The sequence below is a fragment of the Nocardia sp. A7 genome, assembly GCF_046549215.1.
GTDB lineage: Bacteria > Actinomycetota > Actinomycetes > Mycobacteriales > Mycobacteriaceae > Nocardia.
On record NZ_JAJPWE010000004.1, the window covers coordinates 19,006 to 35,327 of the forward strand.

A 16,322-nucleotide genomic window follows, 5' to 3' on the forward strand; every position below is an offset into this window, starting at 1 on the left:
CATGCGCCACTGGGCTTTTCGGGTGGCGCTGATCGCGGCCGCGTCGTCGCTGCTGGTGATCGGCGCTGGTTTGCGCGGCGCCTGGGACGGGCCCGCCGCTCCGGTCTTGAGCCCACAGGAGATCGGCTTCGCACAGGATATGACCACCCACCATCAGCAGGTGCTGTTCATGGTGCAACGGCTCGACGGCAGCGCCGACGCTCTGGTCACCCGGCTGGCCCGCCAGATCGAGGGTTCCCAGCGGATCGAGATCGGCACGATGCTGGGCTGGTTGAACCTGGCCGGCGCGCTGGCCGCCAACCCGCACCCGATGAGCTGGCTGCCGAGTGACTCATCCGGGCACCACCATCAGCGGCCGGCCTCCGAAGCCACCACGGCTGTCGCCTCAACGGTCATGCCCGGCATGGCCACCCAAGCCGAACTCGACCGGCTTGCCACTGCCCGAGGCAACGATGCCGACGTGCTGTTCCTACAGCTCATGCTGCGCCACCACCAAGGCGGGATCGCCATGGCGCGACTGGCCGGCCAGGTGGCCACCGCCCGTCCGGTGCGGGAAGCGATTCAGTCCATGATCGCCGAACAGGGGCAGGAGGCCGGATTGATCGGTCTGATGCTCACTCAGCGCGGCGCGCCAGCATTGCCCTACCCCTGACCGGGTGTCCTGCCTCTGCGTGCGCGATTGCAGAACAGGGCTCTCCGGACGACTACTGTCTGGTACAAATACATCTGTGCATCCGGATTCGTTAATGTATTTGTAGGCGGCTTTGTGAGCGCCGGCCCCCGGATTGCGCGTCATACGACCACCGCTGAACGACTTCCATTCAGCGCAGGAACATCGGCTCCGATAACGGGCCCAGCGAAAGTTCGAGGATGAAGAACCACATGGGTGCGCGGGCGATCTCACAGATCCTGCTTCGAACCGCGGTCACAGTCGGCGTCGCGACTCTGACGCTGCCCGCGATCGCGGGTGCGGCCCCCGCCGACGCGGCTGCCCGGCCCGGCCTCGCGCCTGCGGCGTGGGCAGCGGCCTATGCGGGCCCGCAGTCCTACCCGGGTATCAACGCGCAGTGGAACGTGCCGATCACCATGTCGGACGGCACCGTGTTGATGGCCGATGTCTACCGTCCAGCCGATGCTGCCAATATCGCTGTGGCGGACAAGAATCCGGCCATCATCAATGTCACCCCGTACGGGAAAGTGTTCAGCATGATGGTCAGCACCACGCTGGCCGCACCGCATTTGCTGCCCACGGCCGTGGGAATCGCGCATTCGTTCAGCCTCGCCGGTACCCCGATCTCGGGCGTGGACGACTTCAAAGCCGCGCTGTCCAGCGGCCTACTCGATGCTTTTTCCGGTGTCGACCAGCAATTGGTCAAGAGCGGCTACACCCAGATCGTCGTCGACGCCCGAGGGACCGGGTTCTCCCAAGGCGTATGGCAGGTGCTGGGCGAGCGCGAGCAGCAGGACACTCTCGAGGTGCTCGACTGGGCCGAACACCAGCCGTGGTCCAACGGCAAGCTGGGTATGAACGGATTCTCGTACTCCGCGATCGCGCAATTGCAGGCCGCGGCTCAGCGGCCCGAGGGGTTGGACGCGATCTTCCCGGTGTCCGGCGGCGCGGACATCATGCGGGATGTGCTTTCCCCCGGCGGCGGACTCGGCGTGACGTTCCTGTCGGCATGGCTCGCCTCGGTCAACTCTCAGAAGTTCGTGCCCAACGCGGAGTCGATACTCACCGGCACCTTCGACTGGAAGTGGCTCACCGACCGGATCAGCGATCCGCTGGTGTACATACCGCAGATTTTGCAGGGCATCTTCCTGCCCGATCCCGCGCAGATGTCGCCACTGACCCAGCAACTACTCACCGATTCGAGTGCGCTGCGGCAGTCGTACGAGTCGCCGCTGGCGAACATCACCGCACCGACCATGGCCGTCGGCGGCTGGAACGACCTGTTCACCAATACCGAGTGGCGCACTCTGGAGGCGATGACCTCGCTGCCCGCCGATCAGAAGAAACTGATCGTGGGGAGTGGTTACCACTTCACCATGGGCGCGGGGATGGGTGCGCCCGGCAGCCCGCCGAGCATCAAGGTGTTGCAGAAGGCGTGGTTCGACAAGTGGCTCAAGGGAATCGACAACGGGATCGACAACTACGCGCCCGCGACCGTGAATTCCTACGGCCAAGGCTGGGTGCAAGAGGATTCGTATCCACTGGCCGGGCTGGAGTACCGTCGCCTCTACCTCAGCGGGCAGCGCAGCGGCACCGCCCCGCACGCCGTCCAGGATGGCGGTCTACTTGGCGCGGCCGACAACTCGCAGACCACCTGGACCGTCGCTCCGGGTCTGACAACGCTGTGCTCCCGTGACGCCGGACAGGCATCGGTCGGTTTCGTGGCAATCTTCTCGGGCTGTACCGAGGACAACCGAGTGGCCGAATCGAACGCGCTGAGTTTCACCTCGCCGCCGGTGACCGCGCCCACGCGGATCAGCGGGCCGATCAACGTCCACCTCAATACCGTCACCGACGCCACCGACGGCTACTTCACCGTCATGGTCACCGATGTCGCTCCGGACGGAAAGTCCACCGTCGTCAGCTCCGGCCAGCTGACCAGCTCGCTACGCGCAATCGACCCGGCCAAGTCGAGGTTCGCACCGAACGGCGACCTCATCGCACCGCACTACCCGTTGAATCTGAACGCCCGGCAACCGGTGACACCGGGCCGGCCGACCATGCTCGATATCGGATCCCAGGCCACGGACCTACTACTACAGCCCGGCCACCGACTCCGACTCGATGTATTCGCGCTGAACCTTCCGAAATCGATCACCTGGGGACCAGTCACGGCCGAGACCGGGCTACGCCCCGAGTCGGTCGTGCTCGATCCCGCAGCGCCGAGCTGGGTCAACGTTCCCAGCGATCGACCACTCACACCCTGACCCAGCACACTTCGCCGTCATGAACCAGGAAGAGGATCGAACTTGAAGCGCATCACAGTCGTGGGTGGGATGCTGATGAGCGTTGCCGCTCTGGCCGTATCCGTGCCGACCAATGCTGTTGCGGCGGAGGGCAACCCGCCTCGGTACCAGCACTACGTGGCACTCGGGGATTCCTATTCCGCAGTCGGTGACCTCACCGAACTCGAGGGCCCCCTGGGCTGTACCAGGTCTACGGAGAACTATCCGACGCACTTACAGGCGATGGTGGGGGCCGCGACCTTCACCGACGCGACCTGTGGCGAAGCCCGGACCCCGAATATGACCGGCCCACAATCGATTCCGGGCGGATTCACCGCGCCGCAGTTGGACTCGCTCACGCCGGACACCGATCTGGTGACGCTCACGATCGGGTTCAACGATCTGGATTTCGGCACCTTCATGGGGACATGCATCGCCATGTCCACGCTGGGCCCGGGCTCGAACCTGTGTGAGACGACCCTCGGTGCGCAGGAGAAGCAGACCCGTGCGGCCCGAGTCGGTGTCGTGGCAGACAAGGTCGGCGCCACTATCGACAATATTCGCCAGCGATCGCCGCACGCGGACATCGTCTATGTCAGCTACCTCAATATGCTGCCCGATGGCGGTCCCTGCGCTACCATGCCGATGGTTTCCCCCGCGGACGTGAAATACCTTCACGACGTTCAGCACGCCGCTGCGCTGATATTGCGGACCGCCGCGGGCCGACACGGCGCGATCGAGGCCGACACCACCACCATCGGCGGTCACGACCTCTGTCAGCCTGCGGAAAACCGCTGGGTGGAACCGCTCGTCCCGGCGACCACGACGACTCCGTTCCATCCGAATCCGGCCGGAGCCACCGCGATGGCAGGGGTTGTCGCGACCGCACTGGGCTATTGACCTCGCGGGTGACGCGTGTTGGGCCGCTTCATTTTTCGGATTCCGCCAGTGCGGTGAGGGAGCGGTTCAGCAGGGTCAATGCATCCAGGAACGCCTCGTGTGGAACATGCTCGGGATCGGTGTGCGCCAAGGTGGCGATGCCATGTTCCAGCGCCAGCACCAGGAGTGCGATCTGCCCCGTGGGCGCGGGCAACCGTATGCCGGACACGTCGGCGACCTGTTCCACGACCGAGCCGAACCAGTTCATCGAGGCCTGGTCGTAGTCGCGCAGGCGTTGGGCCACTTCGGGATGGCGCAGCGCGTAGAGCCGGAATTCGATCAGCAGCAGGAACCGCTTGCGGTCGGAGAAGCGGTTTCCGCCCTCGCCTTCGAGGGCGTCGATATCCTGCTGGGCCGTGTTGGCGGGGTCGGTGAGCCGTGTGCCGCTGTCGATCTCGCGCTGCAGCCAATCATCGAGCAGCGCCAGGAAGAGTTCGGTCTTGTTCGCGAAGTTCGCGTACACGGCCCCGCGGGAGAATCCGGCGCGCTCGGCGATGTCGTCGAGTGCGGCGTCGCCGAACCCCTTGTCCGCGAACACTTCCTCGGCGGCACTCAGCAACGCGGCCCGGGTTCGCTGCACGCTTTCGGCGCGGGTGAGTCTCGGCAACGTTGATCTTTCTGTCTCGGTCTTGACAGGGCATGCTGCGCCCGACACACTACCGTACATGCATTGATGTATCTGAATTCGGCAATGAATTTGAATGTTCGTGTCCATCAATTGCTGCCACGGCAACCCTTGCAGCTGTGTTCGGGCTCAAACCTCTACGCCTGCAATCGGACCCGGCGGCACTCAGTTGCCCGATGTCCCCCAAGCGGTATTCCCCGTCGGGTGAGCAAGGAATCACGCGATGCCCCGACGCCACACACTGCTGATCACCACAGCCGCCGTGGCGGTGGTCCTCGGCGCGCCCAGCGCAACCGCCGAGCCCAGCGCCGTCGTCAACGATTGGGGCTGCCGCCCGTCCGAGGTCCATCCCAACCCGCTTGTTCTGGTGCACGGCACCAGCAACACCGCCAAGGAGTGGAACCAGCTGACACCGGATCTGCTCGCCGCGGGTTACTGCACCTTCGTCGTCGACTACGGGTACGCCGCGCGCCCGTTCCTGCAATCGGGTGGGCTCGGGCCAGTGCGCGAATCCGTGGGCGAGGTAGCGGCTTTCATCGACCGAGTACTCATCGCGACCGGGTCCGGCAAGGTCGACATCGTCGCGCAATCCCAAGGCGGCGTGATCGCCGAGTACTACGCCAAGAACCTGGGTCACGCCGACCGGATCGGCGCTGAGATCCTGCTCGCTCCGCCCACCCACGGCACCACCTTGAGCGGTGTGGTCGGGGTGATCCCACCTGGCAGCCCGCTGCGCGATCCCGTCAACACCGCGATGGCCGCGCTCGCCTGCCCTGCCTGCGCGGATTTGGAAACCGGCTCGGCATTCATCCGCGCCCTCAATGACGGGCCGGTCGCTCAATCAGGCGTTCGCTACGCGGTGATCGCCACTCGTGACGACGCCACGGTCACCCCACCAGGAGCCGCTTCCTTCATCTCCGAGCCCGGTGTGACGAATCTGTTCGTCCAGGACCTGTGCCCCGGAACCCGGGCAGACCACGCCGGCCTCCCCTCGCACCCGGTTGTCAAGGCGTGGGTTCTCAACCAGCTCGATCCCTCGACAGTCAGGCCCACTCCTTGCTGAGCCCGCTGCCTCCTGTTCGGCGGCGGAGAACGAGAGCGCCACGCGCAGGAACAGATCGCTGAGGCGCTCAGCTTCCTCGCGCCAAAATTCAATCTGATGCGCTTCTGTGGGAGCCGCCACGTTAGATGTGGAACGCGGCCGAAAATGAGGAAAAGACAATGGGTAGTCGATGCTGACGAGGGGCGCCCGGCGTTGGTTACGCGGTGCGGTGGCGATCCTGCCCGCAGTGCTGATAGCCAGCCTGGTGGCGGCCGCGCCCGCCCCGGCGACGCCCGACGGTGGGGCCGCCGGTGCGCGATGGCTGGCCGACTACGAGTCCGCGCCGAAATATCGCGCCGTGCACATCGATTGGGATGTGCCAAGTTGCAGGCAGGCCCGCCCGAGCGTGGTTCGGGCGGGCCTGCGTGGTGCGGTGGAAACCGCTACTTCGCGGGGGCGGGCACTGCGGGGTCCTTGCAGTACGCGCCGAGATCGGCCGGGCATGGCGCGAGAATGGTCGAGAAGTACTGGTACGCCGAGAACAGCGCCAGCGGTCCACCGACTGTGACCAGTCCGACCATGCCGCCGACCGCGCCGAGGGTGGCTGCGCCGAGTACACAGCCGGCGACGGTGGCTCCGACCCACGGGACCAGTAGCACGATTACCGGGCTGGCGATGACCGCACCTGCTGCACCGCCGACCAGGCAGCCGATACCGCCACCGAGTACGGCACCGATGATGGCGCTCACCGCGCTGCCGATCGTCAGGCGCTGGGTGAACATGCCCAGCGCCGTCTGGTCGCGCGGGGTGAAGGATTCGGCGATCTGCCGGACGGCTGCGTCCTGGGTGACCACGTTCGTCGCGGCGGCTGTGGTGGTCCCGCCGTCCCTGGACGGTGTGAGTGTCGCTGTGCCGCTGTCGATCGTGGCGGCGATCGGGAACACCTTGTCGTCCATGCGGTACGACAGGGGGAGCACGGCAACCGGGACGTCGGCGCCGGTGGTGAGCACCAACTGACCTTCGACGACCTGGAGCTTGCCGTCACTCGTGGTGACGACTGCGGCATCGCCCTGCCTGCTGACCTCGTAGTGCACGTCGGTCTGCGCCGGTGCGGGGTCGGCGTGGCCGGTGCCCGCGCCGATACACAGGGCCAGCGCCGTCATGGCGGCAGTCGCGAAAGGGGTGAATATTTTCATGATGGTCCTCATCGATCTGGGGTGCTTCGGGTGTTTCGCGGTGTGCCGCGGAACGATCGGGGGCTACTTGCCGGTCTCGATCAGGCCGTCGGTGAGCGACCAGTGGCTGCCCGAGAAGGTCTGAATGCCGACGGCTTCGAGCGGGTAGCCGTCGCCCGCACCGGTTTTCAGCGTGATGCCGGGCAGCAGTAGACCGACCGCGACGTTGTCGAGTGACCGCATCGCATCGCGCAGGCCCTCCCTGGTCGGGCAGGTCGCCGCTTCCATGGTCTTGCGGAAGCTCTCGGCCATTGCCCAGCCGGTCATGAGGTGCTGATTCTCCGGGTCGGCGCCCGGTGCGTACTGCGCCAACTTCGACTTGAAGGTCTGCATGCCCGCGTCGGAGGCCCAGCGCGGGTCGAATGGCTCCTTGAGGGTGGCCGCGCTCACCACTCCCTGAACGTTCTCCAGGCCGACCGGTCGCAGCGTGGTCATCGTGTTCGACACCTGGGTGAGTACGTGCATCGGGTTCCAGTCGGTGTTGCGCACATCGGCGGCCAGCGCCTGGGAGGCGAACTTCGGGCTCGAGAAGTTGAGCAGCACATCGGCTTTGGAGTTGGCCAGGTTGCGCACCTGCGGGTCGACGGTGGGGTCGGTAACCTCGTAGCTCTGCTGCTCGATCACCTTGATACCGCTGCCCGCGATCCCTTCGGTGAACGCGGCGAGCAGGTCTTTGCCGAAGTCGTCGTTCTGGTAGAGCGCCGCCACGGTGGCGTTCGGCCGCTGCGCCTTCACGTACTGCGCGTAAGCCAGACCCTCGGTGCGGTAGCTGGGCTGCCAGCCGATGGTCCACGGTTGCCCGGTGTCCGCGCCGAACTTTGTCGCGCCGGAGCCGACGAAGATCTGGGGGACCTTGCGCTGACCGAGGTAGTCCATCACCGCGGAAGATGTTGCTGTGCCCAGAGTTTGAAAGATGGCGAAGACCTGGTCTTGTTCGACCAGGCGGCGGGTCTCCTCGACTGTCTTGGGTGGCTGGTAGCCGTCGTCGCGGACGATGTACTCGACTTTGCGGCCGTCGATGCCGCCCTGCTCGGCATTGATGTAATCGAAGTAGGCCTTGGCGCCCTTGGGGACCTCGCTGTAGGCCGACGCCGGACCCGACAGCGGGTACGCCCCGCCGAGTTTGATGGTGGTATCGGTGATTCCGGTGGTCTGCTGACCCTGGCAGTCGCCTTGACCGACGGAGCCGGTCTCCTCGCCACGACCACCACACGCGGTGAGGGTCGCGAGTAGCGCCGCCGCCATGCCGATGTTGCGGATTGCGTTAGTGCGCATGAGTTTTCCCTTTCCGGACACGATGTCCGAGCCATTGCGTCCACTGGGTGGCCAGGCCGGCCAAACCCTTGGGCGCGAGGTACATGACCGCGATGATCAGCAGTCCGAAGATGACGCCGGGTGCGGCTTGGTTGACGTCCTGGGCGAAGCTGGGCACGAACATCACGAACAGTCCGCCCAGCAGCGGGCCCCAGGTGGTGCCGAGCCCGCCGACGACCAGTCCGGCCAGCAGGGTGATCGACAGTGTCAGCGCGAACGAGTCGGGTGAGACGAACGCGATCACCCAGGTGTAGACACAGCCGGCCACGCCGGCCAGTAGTGCGCTCCAGGCGAAGGCGAGCGTTTTGTAGTGCGCCAGGTTCACCCCGAGTACCTCGGCGGCGATCTCGTTGTCGCGCATCGCGTGCAGCGCACGGCCGACCCGGGAACGCAGCATGCTTGCCACCAGCACGAAGCTCACCACGGTGGTGGCCAGCGCCAGAAAGTACAGCCACTGGTCCTCGGCCAGCCCGGTCCACGCGGGTGGGACGGGCTTGGTGACGGTGAGACCCATAGAACCGCCGGTCACCGAGTCGAATCGCTTGAGTAGTGGCACCAGGAAGATCGCGATGGCCAGGGTGACCAGTGCCAGGTAGAGCCCGCGCAGTCGCAGCGCCGGGATGCCGAGGGCGAAACCGAGGACGAAGGTGACGGCGGCGGCGATCGGGATGGTCGCGAAATACGGAGTGTCCCAATGCTCCATCGTGATCGCGGCGGTGTAGGCACCGATGGCGAAGAAGGCGCCGTGGCCCAATGAGATCTGGCCGGTGTGCCCGACCAGCAGGTTCAGCCCGAGCAGGGTGACCGCGTAGATCATCGCCATAGCGAGCTGGAAGGTGTGGAAGGGCACCAACTGGAAGGGCGCGGCGCAGGCGAGCAGGATGAGCGCGCCGGTCGCGATGAGTGGCCAGCGGACCGTATCCAGTCGGTGCAGTGCCGTTTTCGACTGTGGTGCGACCGAAAGTGCTGTCGCAGTGTTCATTTCGCTCATACTCGTTCCACCGCCGCGTGTCCGAACAGACCTTGCGGGCGCAGCAACAGCACGCCCAGGATGATCACCAATGGCACACCGATCTTGAGTTCGGTGCCGATCGCGTCGACGTAAGCGCCGGTGAGGGTTTCGGCGACGCCGACGATCAGACCACCTGCCACCGCGCCGCCGGGGGAGTCGAACCCACCGAGGGTCGCCGCCGCGAAGGCGTAGATGAGGACTCCGCCCATCATGTTGGGTTCGAGGAACAGCAGCGGCGCCGACAGCACACCCGAGACCGCCCCGACCAGCGCGGCCAGACCCCAGCCGAGCGCGAGCACGGTGCCGACCCGGATGCCGACGAGTTTGGCCGACTGCGGGTTACAGGCCACCGCCCGCATCGCCAGCCCGATCCTGGTGTAGCGGAACAGCAGATACAGCAGCGCCATCACCACACCGACGACGCCGAAGACCCCGAGGCTGCCGTAGCCGACGCTGATGCCGCCCCCGCGTAACGCGCCGTCGGGGAAGGGATTCGGAAACGACTTCACCTGGTAGGACCAGATCCAGCCTGCCGCGGCATGAACGGTGAAGAAGAGGCCGACGGTGACGATGACAAGGGTGATCTCGGGCGCGCCCTCAACCGGGCGAATGATCACCCGCTCGATCAGCATGCCCGCAGCGAAGGAGATGACAAGGGTGAGGATCAGCGCCGCCCAGAACGGCATGATCTGACTCAACTGCCAGGCCAAGAACGCCGAGAACATGGCCAGCTCACCCTGGGCGAAATTGACGATCCCGGTGAACCGGTAGATCAGGACGAGGGCCAGTGCGAGGCCGGCATAGATCGCGCCCGCCGAGAGTCCCTCGACGAGTTGCTGGACGAATTCGGTCACGGCCGCACCCGGATTCCGAGATAGGAGCGGATGACCTGGTCATCGGCCCTGATCTGGGCGGCCGTGCCGGACAGCACGATGCGCCCGGACTCCAGCACGTGCGCTTGGTGGGCGATGCCCAAGGCCAGATGAGCGTTCTGCTCGACGACGATCACGGTGGTGCATTCCTCTTCGTTGATGGTTTGCACGATCCCGAACAACTCCTGGGTCACCAGCGGGGACAGGCCGAGCGAGGGCTCGTCGAGCAGCAGCACGCGCGGGCGCAGCAGCAGCGCGCGGCCGATGGCGAGCATCTGCTGCTGGCCGCCGGACAGCCCGCCCGCCGGTTCGCGCCGTTTGTCGCCCAAGATCGGGAAGTAGTCGTAGACGCGGCGCAGGTCGGTCTCGGCGCCCGCGCGATCACGCCGGGTGTACGCGCCTAGACGCAGGTTCTCCTCGACGGTGAGCGGCGCAAACGTGCCACGGCCTTCGGGTACATGGGCGACGCCGAGGCGTGCCATCGCTTCTGGGGCACGGCCGGTCACCTCGGTGCTGCCCAGCCGAAGAGTGCCGCGGACCTTGACCATGCCGCACAGGGCGCGCAGCAAGGTGGTCTTGCCCGCGCCATTGGGGCCCAGGATCGCGCACACCTCGCCCTCGGCGACCGAGAAGCTCACGCCGTGAAGCACTTTCGCTGCGCCGTAACCGGCGTGCAGGTCGGTGACGGTCAGGAACTCGCTCATGCCGCCGCGCCCAGATAGGCGCGAATGACGGCCGGATCCCGTTGTACCGCTTCGGGTTCGCCCTCGGCGATGACCTGCCCGAACTCCAGACACACCACCCGATCGCAGGTACCCATGACGAAACCCATGTGGTGCTCGACCACGACGACGGTGAGGTCGAGATCGGTCTGGAGGGAGCGCAGGCGCTCGGCGAACTCGTCGACCTCGCTGTGGCTGAGTCCGTTGACCGGCTCGTCCAGCAGCAACAGCCGCGGCCGGACCGCGAGCGCCCTGGCCAGTTCGATGCGCTTTAGGGTGCCGAAGGGCAGGCCCGCGGCCACGTGGTCGGCGACCGCGGTCAAGTCGAGGCGCTCGAGCAGCTCGTCGGCTTCGGCGCGCAGCAGCTCTTCCTCCCTGCGGACCTTCGGCAACCGCAGACCCGCCGACATGAAGCCCGCGCAGGCCCGATGGTGAGCGCCCACGAGGATGTTGTCGCGCACCGAAAGGCGGGGGAAAAGGCCGAGGTTCTGGAAGGTGCGCGCGATGCCGAGCCCGGCGAGAGCGTCGGGACGCACCGTCGACAAGTCGGTATCGCGGTAGCGCATGGTCCCCGACGTCGGCCGATTACGCCGCGTCAGGCAATTGAACAGGGTGGTCTTGCCCGCGCCGTTGGGTCCGATCAGACCGACCATCTCCCCGGGAGCCACCGTGAACCCGACCTCGTGCAAGGCGGTGATGCCGCCGAAGCGCACCGTAAGGTTGGTTATTTCGAGCATGGGACGAACTTAGATCTGTACTTCTTCGACCACATCGGACGTTTTAGATCAAATCTTCGGGCGCTCTCGTCCGATGCGGACAGGGCTCGTGTCGGTTGACACCGCGAAACCGGACATGCAAACTCCCCAGATATGTCATCTGGATCACAACTGCTCCCCGCTTCGGTCTCGGATCCGGTGCACATCGAGCGTGCGCGGATCGTCGGATGCGCCTACGAACACGCCGACGCCATCGCCGACGACGTGATGACCACGATCCGCGGGCAGCTGGCCGCCTACGGGACGGCCGACCCCGGCTTCCTTACTGACGTGCACGACCAGCTGGCCAGGCTGAGCCGCACCGGCCTCGGTGCGCTGCTCGAACGCAAGCGGGTCACCCCGGCCGATGTCACCTATGTCAGACAGGCAGCCGTGCGGCGGGCGCGGTCGGGTGTGTCGCTGGTCGACTACATCACCGGGATCAGGCTGGCCCAGCGCGCCATCTGGAAATCGCTACTCGCCCATACCGGCGACACCGAGGCGGGCCGCGAGGCCGTGCTGTCGCTGGCCGGCCCACTGGCCCGCTACACCGATTTCATCAGTACCCAGGCCACCAACGCGTTCCTGGGCTGCCAGCCGTACGTGGAGGCTGATTCGGTCAGGGACAGCCAGGCGCTGATCGACACGCTGCTCGCGGGAACGCTGCCTGTGGGCGGGCCATACCGGTCGGTGGCCACCATGCACGGGATCGGCGACGATCGCACCAAGCTGGTGGTAGTGACCGCTGTCGTGCTCGAAGGGCCGGTGCGAGCCGGGTCCGCCGACAGGTTCAGGGAGACGAAGCAATTGGTGTCGGCCGCCGCAGCGCGAGTCGGTGTCAACGGGTTGCGCACGCTGTCGGCGGTGCGTGGTGAAGAGATCGTCGCGATTCCTGCGCTCGCGCGTGACGGCTCGGCCGACCAGCTATGCGACCAGCTGCGCGCGATGCGCGAGGAACTCGCCCCCGAGGGCATCACGCTCGCAGTCGGCGTGAGCACTGCGGTCACCGAAGTCTCCCAGATCCCCCGCGCCCACCAGCAGGCGCAGGCTGCGCTGGCCCTGCTGCCAGAGGACGGTGGTGTGCTCGCGCTGCCGCAGATGACGCCGTTCCGGTACCTGCTGCTGCGCGCCGACGACACCACTCGTCAGCTTGTCGACCCGCGCATCGGCGCCGCACTGGCCGACGACCGCGTCCGCGGAGGCACAGTGGCCGAGACCATCCGCGCCTACGCCGCCGCCGATATGAACCTTCGCGAAGCTGCCGACATTCTGTGCATCCACCTCAACACCGCCAAGTACCGGCTCGGGCGGATCCAGGAACTGACCGGCCGCAATGTGCGCAGCGTCAACGACCTGGTCGAATTGCTGGTGGCGATCGAGCTGCAGCCCGGACACTCGGGTCGCCACGATGTGCTTGTTGCGAATGAGGTGTGATCCTGCGCCCAACCCCCGGAATCCGGCGCAATTGCCGACTCCAGTGCCTCGTCGAGTAGCTTCCGGGCGGTAATCCGGTCGCCAGATCTTTGCGCTGGTCCGCGACAGCTCGGGATATGTGGGTGAGTGCGCTGGCCTGTTCCTCTGGGACGCCAATGGTGCGTGCAAAGGTTTTGCGCGGAAGGCGTAGTCGCGGGCGAGGAGATCTGTGAACGTCGAGGACTTGGTCAATCCGGCTACCAAACCCGCTGACACTGCAGAAGCGGCGGCTGTTGTCCCTGCCAGGATTGTCGGAACTATTCTCAGGCCTTCCACTCCGACTCGACCGACGTCCACCAGATCTGAACTCGCACAACATAACCAAAAATGACATCTGCACATGCGATCGCGAAACACCGGGTCCGCGCTCGCACCTTGTCCACTTCTGGATCTGAAGACGGCACGATGAAGGTCACCCAGAACAGGTGACGCGGGTGGGACGTCGCACTTCTACCGTTAGCCCCATGAATATTGTGATCGGGCTCGGTGTTCTGCTGTCGGCGGTGAATCCGACGAACCCGCTGTTGTGAGGCGAGTGCCGGTCTTCGAATACCCCACAACACCGAGGAGCGCCGATGGGAAACCTGATCGCCTTGCTCGTCCCGGAAATAATCGGGCTGATCATCACCCCAGCCGCGATCGCGGGGGCGGTGTTGCTGTTGCAGTCCAAACGCCCGATCGCCAACGTGGCGGCGTTCGCGGGCGCGTTCGCGCTGGTTTACTCCCAGATCATCGTGACAGGTCTACTCGGTGGCGCCTCCGATCCGGGGGCGACCTCTCAGACGGTCTCGCACTGGGTCGGCCTCACCATCGGAGTGCTGTTCCTGCTCATCGGCCTGCGCGTGCTCATCCGCAAACCCGACCCCAACGCCCCGCCACCCAAATGGCTCACCCAACTCGAAGCGGCCACCCCACGCACAGCCTTCGCCGCAGGCGCGCTGCTTGCGGTGCTCAACCCCAACCTGTTCATCATGATGTCGGGGCTGAGCATCATCGCCAGTTCCGACGTGAACACCGGACAGGCAATCGTCGGCGCATTCCTGCTGTTCATCGCGGCCATGCTCGATTTCCTCATCCCTATCGGCGCATTCCTGGTCCTCGGCGATCGCGCCAAAACCGGCCTCGACTCGGTGAAGCGGTGGATGCTGGCCAACAACCGCGCGATGACGATGGCTGTCCTGTTCGGCTTCGGCGCGATGTTCACCCTGCGCGGGATCGCCTCACTCGTCTGATGAACCTCGACGCGTCCCGACCGACCTCACCCGGATCGGGTGAGGCGCGTCACCGGCGATTCGGCAAGTCTGAAACCAGGTTGCGTCAAGTCCGAGGCGAGGAGTGTCGATGAGTCAGGATCGCAAGCTACCCACTGCTGCCACGACAGCGACCAATCGCGCCGCAGCACACCTCTACGACATGGCCAACCGTGAAGACTTCACCACCGCGCGCCAGGGCTTGATCGCGGAGTTCCCCGGCCCGGTCTACTCGTCGACCGACAGCGCGCGGGTGGTGTTCGACCCTGCGGATTTCGAGTACATCGGCGATGACGTCCCCGCCCCCGATTCGGTGAACCCGAGCCTGTGGCGACAGAGCCAACTCATGCACAAGGGCGGACTCTACGAGGTGACCAAGGGCATCTACCAGGTCCGCAACAACGACCTCGGGAACCTGACTGTGGTCGAGGGCGACGACGGAATCGTCGTCATCGACTGCATGGCGGGTGTCGAATCGGCCGCCCAGGGCATGGCGATGATCCGCGAGCACGTCACCGACAAGCCGGTCGCCGCGGTGATCTACACCCACACCCACATCGACCACTACGGCGGTGTGAAAGGCGTGGTCGACGCCGAGGATGTCAAGTCGGGCAAGGTCCCGATCATCGCCCCGGGCCTGCAGTTCGACAAGTTCGCGATCGGTGAGAACGTGGTGGCGGGTAATGCGATGGCGCGCCGCAGTTTCTACGCCTTCGGCGGCCTGCTCGCCGACGACCCGAACGGCATGATCTCCTGCGGGATCGGCATCATCTCCACCAAAGGCCCACTGGTGTCCTACATTTCGCCGACCGACCTGATCACCGAGACCGGTCAGAAGCGCGAGATCGCGGGCATCGAGTTCGAATTCCTCTATGCCCCCGATACCGAGGCCCCTGAGGAGATGCACATCTGGATTCCCCAGCTCAAGGCCCTGACGTGCGCCGAGAATGCCAACCATTCGCTGCACAATGTCCAAACCCTGCGTGGTGCGCGCACCCGTGACGCCCGCAACTTCGCCCGATATCTGGATGAGACGCTCGAGAAGTGGGGCGATGAGGCCGAGGTGCATTACGGGCCGCACACCTGGCCGGTGTGGGGCAACAAGAAGATCACCGACTTCATCTCCGGGCAGCGCGACGCCTACAAATACATCCACGACCAGGCGATGCGCTTGGCGAACAAGGGCTACACCCCGCTGGCCGCTGCCGCTGAGATCGAGCTGCCGGAGGAGTTGAGGCGGATGTGGTTCAACCGCGGCTACCACGGCACCCTGCACCACGACGTGCGCGCGGTATTCACCAAGGAGCTGGGTATGTGGGACGGCGACCCGGTGTCGCTGCACCCGCACACCCCGGTCGAGTCGGCCAAGCGGTTCGTCGAATTCGCCGGCGCGGACAAGATTCTCGCCGAGGGTGAGCGCGCGATTGCCGAGGCCGACTACCGCTGGGCAGTGCAGATCCTGCACGCTGTGGTGTTCGCCGATCCGAGCAACCAGCGGGCCAAGGATTTGCAGGCCGACGCCTACGAACAACTCGGTTACCAGGCCGAGGGCCCGCAGTGGCGCGGTATCTATCTCTCGGCCGCACTGGAATTGCGCAACGGCGTACAACAGGCGCCGTACGCGACAGCGAGCCCGGACACGATCCTGGCGATGCCGATCGACATCCTTTTCGACTACGTCGCCATCCATGTGATCGGTGAGCGGGCCGCGGGCACCGACCTCACCATCCACGTCGACTTCACCGACTACGACCAGCAGTGGACGATGTGGGTCCAGCGCGGTGTGCTCAACACCCGCAAGGGGCGTTGGTTCACCCCGCAGCTGACAGTGTCGGGCCCTAAAGCGGCGTTGACCTCGGTGCTGCTGAACCCCACATCGGCCGAGGCGCTCGCGGGCAAGAACACGATCACCCTCGACGGTGACGCGGACGCACTGACCATTCTCGCGGGCCTGCTCGACCATTTCGACCCGAACTTCGCGATCGTCACCCCGCTACCCGCGGAGATGGACGCCCCTGATCACTGAGCAGCAACCCATCCCGGCCTCCCGACCTTCTTGATGCCCCTGCCAGCGGTTCCCTCGGATCGGAGATCGAATGACTGAGCCAAACAGCCAAGCACCGCGACG

General features: G+C 65.6%; 14 protein-coding genes. 7 read left to right on the top strand and 7 right to left on the bottom strand.

What is annotated here, in order from left to right:
- The first annotated feature begins 1 nt into the window (after nucleotide 1).
- The 3 genes from ACLJPD_RS22000 (at nucleotide 2) to ACLJPD_RS22010 (ending at nucleotide 3,855) form a co-directional block, all read left to right on the top strand.
- Nucleotides 2–652 carry a DUF305 domain-containing protein gene (locus ACLJPD_RS22000; RefSeq protein WP_410874569.1) on the top strand — a complete coding sequence of 217 codons (651 nt, stop codon included), beginning with the start codon at nucleotides 2–4 and terminating at the stop codon, nucleotides 650–652.
- A gap of 218 nt (nucleotides 653–870) precedes the next feature.
- The gene (locus ACLJPD_RS22005; protein ID WP_410874570.1) at nucleotides 871–2,937 is read left to right on the top strand and encodes a CocE/NonD family hydrolase; all 2,067 of its coding nucleotides are present in this window, start codon (nucleotides 871–873) and stop codon (nucleotides 2,935–2,937) included.
- 42 nt (nucleotides 2,938–2,979) lie between these two features.
- On the top strand, nucleotides 2,980–3,855 hold the full coding sequence (locus ACLJPD_RS22010; protein WP_410874571.1) for an SGNH/GDSL hydrolase family protein: 876 nt from the start codon (nucleotides 2,980–2,982) through the stop codon (nucleotides 3,853–3,855).
- A gap of 28 nt (nucleotides 3,856–3,883) precedes the next feature.
- On the opposite strand, the gene ACLJPD_RS22015 is transcribed toward ACLJPD_RS22010, so the two are convergent.
- On the bottom strand, nucleotides 3,884–4,501 hold the full coding sequence (locus ACLJPD_RS22015; protein ID WP_410874572.1) for a TetR/AcrR family transcriptional regulator: 618 nt from the start codon (nucleotides 4,499–4,501) through the stop codon (nucleotides 3,884–3,886).
- 241 nt (nucleotides 4,502–4,742) lie between these two features.
- Here ACLJPD_RS22015 and ACLJPD_RS22020 point away from each other — a divergent pair, with 241 nt between their 5' ends.
- A complete protein-coding gene (locus ACLJPD_RS22020) occupies nucleotides 4,743–5,582 on the top strand; it encodes an esterase/lipase family protein (protein ID WP_410874573.1) in 840 nt (279 codons plus the stop codon).
- 422 nt (nucleotides 5,583–6,004) lie between these two features.
- Here the strand turns inward: ACLJPD_RS22020 and ACLJPD_RS22025 are convergent, their stop codons facing one another.
- From ACLJPD_RS22025 to ACLJPD_RS22050, 6 genes are all read right to left on the bottom strand, one after another.
- Nucleotides 6,005–6,757 (bottom strand): hypothetical protein, encoded by a 753-nt coding sequence (locus ACLJPD_RS22025; RefSeq protein WP_410874574.1) that lies wholly within the window; start codon nucleotides 6,755–6,757, stop codon nucleotides 6,005–6,007.
- 63 nt (nucleotides 6,758–6,820) lie between these two features.
- On the bottom strand, nucleotides 6,821–8,071 hold the full coding sequence (locus ACLJPD_RS22030; RefSeq protein ID WP_410874575.1) for an ABC transporter substrate-binding protein: 1,251 nt from the start codon (nucleotides 8,069–8,071) through the stop codon (nucleotides 6,821–6,823).
- Entirely contained in the window at nucleotides 8,061–9,092 is a 1,032-nt protein-coding gene (locus ACLJPD_RS22035; RefSeq protein ID WP_410874576.1) for a branched-chain amino acid ABC transporter permease, read from the bottom strand. Before ACLJPD_RS22035 ends, ACLJPD_RS22030 begins: the two co-directional genes overlap by 11 nt.
- Nucleotides 9,093–9,097: 5 nt before the next feature.
- On the bottom strand, nucleotides 9,098–9,976 hold the full coding sequence (locus ACLJPD_RS22040) for a branched-chain amino acid ABC transporter permease (RefSeq protein WP_410874577.1): 879 nt from the start codon (nucleotides 9,974–9,976) through the stop codon (nucleotides 9,098–9,100).
- A complete protein-coding gene (locus ACLJPD_RS22045; RefSeq protein ID WP_410874578.1) occupies nucleotides 9,973–10,698 on the bottom strand; it encodes an ABC transporter ATP-binding protein in 726 nt (241 codons plus the stop codon). Before ACLJPD_RS22045 ends, ACLJPD_RS22040 begins: the two co-directional genes overlap by 4 nt.
- Entirely contained in the window at nucleotides 10,695–11,453 is a 759-nt protein-coding gene (locus ACLJPD_RS22050; RefSeq protein WP_410874579.1) for an ABC transporter ATP-binding protein, read from the bottom strand. The genes ACLJPD_RS22045 and ACLJPD_RS22050 overlap by 4 nt, the downstream gene beginning before the upstream one ends.
- A 132-nt stretch (nucleotides 11,454–11,585) precedes the next feature.
- Between ACLJPD_RS22050 and ACLJPD_RS22055 the strand changes: the two genes are divergently transcribed.
- From ACLJPD_RS22055 to ACLJPD_RS22065, 3 genes are all read left to right on the top strand, one after another.
- A complete protein-coding gene (locus ACLJPD_RS22055; RefSeq protein WP_410874580.1) occupies nucleotides 11,586–12,905 on the top strand; it encodes a PucR family transcriptional regulator in 1,320 nt (439 codons plus the stop codon).
- 614 nt (nucleotides 12,906–13,519) lie between these two features.
- Complete coding sequence (locus tag ACLJPD_RS22060) at nucleotides 13,520–14,176, top strand: GAP family protein (protein ID WP_410874581.1); 657 nt, start codon at nucleotides 13,520–13,522, stop codon at nucleotides 14,174–14,176.
- A 109-nt stretch (nucleotides 14,177–14,285) separates the two neighbouring features.
- Nucleotides 14,286–16,220, top strand: a complete 1,935-nt coding sequence (locus tag ACLJPD_RS22065) for an alkyl/aryl-sulfatase (protein WP_410874582.1) — start codon at nucleotides 14,286–14,288, stop codon at nucleotides 16,218–16,220.
- The last annotated feature ends 102 nt before the right edge of the window (nucleotides 16,221–16,322 follow it).

Coding starts and splice junctions, on each gene's coding strand:
- ACLJPD_RS22035 (WP_410874576.1), bottom strand. CDS start 9,092: ATGAACACTGCGACAGCACTTTCGGTCGCACCACAGTCGAAAACGGCA.
- ACLJPD_RS22045 (WP_410874578.1), bottom strand. CDS start 10,698: ATGAGCGAGTTCCTGACCGTCACCGACCTGCACGCCGGTTACGGCGCA.
- ACLJPD_RS22060 (WP_410874581.1), top strand. CDS start 13,520: ATGGGAAACCTGATCGCCTTGCTCGTCCCGGAAATAATCGGGCTGATC.
- ACLJPD_RS22005 (WP_410874570.1), top strand. CDS start 871: ATGAAGAACCACATGGGTGCGCGGGCGATCTCACAGATCCTGCTTCGA.
- ACLJPD_RS22030 (WP_410874575.1), bottom strand. CDS start 8,071: ATGCGCACTAACGCAATCCGCAACATCGGCATGGCGGCGGCGCTACTC.
- ACLJPD_RS22065 (WP_410874582.1), top strand. CDS start 14,286: ATGAGTCAGGATCGCAAGCTACCCACTGCTGCCACGACAGCGACCAAT.
- ACLJPD_RS22020 (WP_410874573.1), top strand. CDS start 4,743: ATGCCCCGACGCCACACACTGCTGATCACCACAGCCGCCGTGGCGGTG.
- ACLJPD_RS22000 (WP_410874569.1), top strand. CDS start 2: ATGCGCCACTGGGCTTTTCGGGTGGCGCTGATCGCGGCCGCGTCGTCG.
- ACLJPD_RS22025 (WP_410874574.1), bottom strand. CDS start 6,757: ATGAAAATATTCACCCCTTTCGCGACTGCCGCCATGACGGCGCTGGCC.
- ACLJPD_RS22050 (WP_410874579.1), bottom strand. CDS start 11,453: ATGCTCGAAATAACCAACCTTACGGTGCGCTTCGGCGGCATCACCGCC.
- ACLJPD_RS22055 (WP_410874580.1), top strand. CDS start 11,586: ATGTCATCTGGATCACAACTGCTCCCCGCTTCGGTCTCGGATCCGGTG.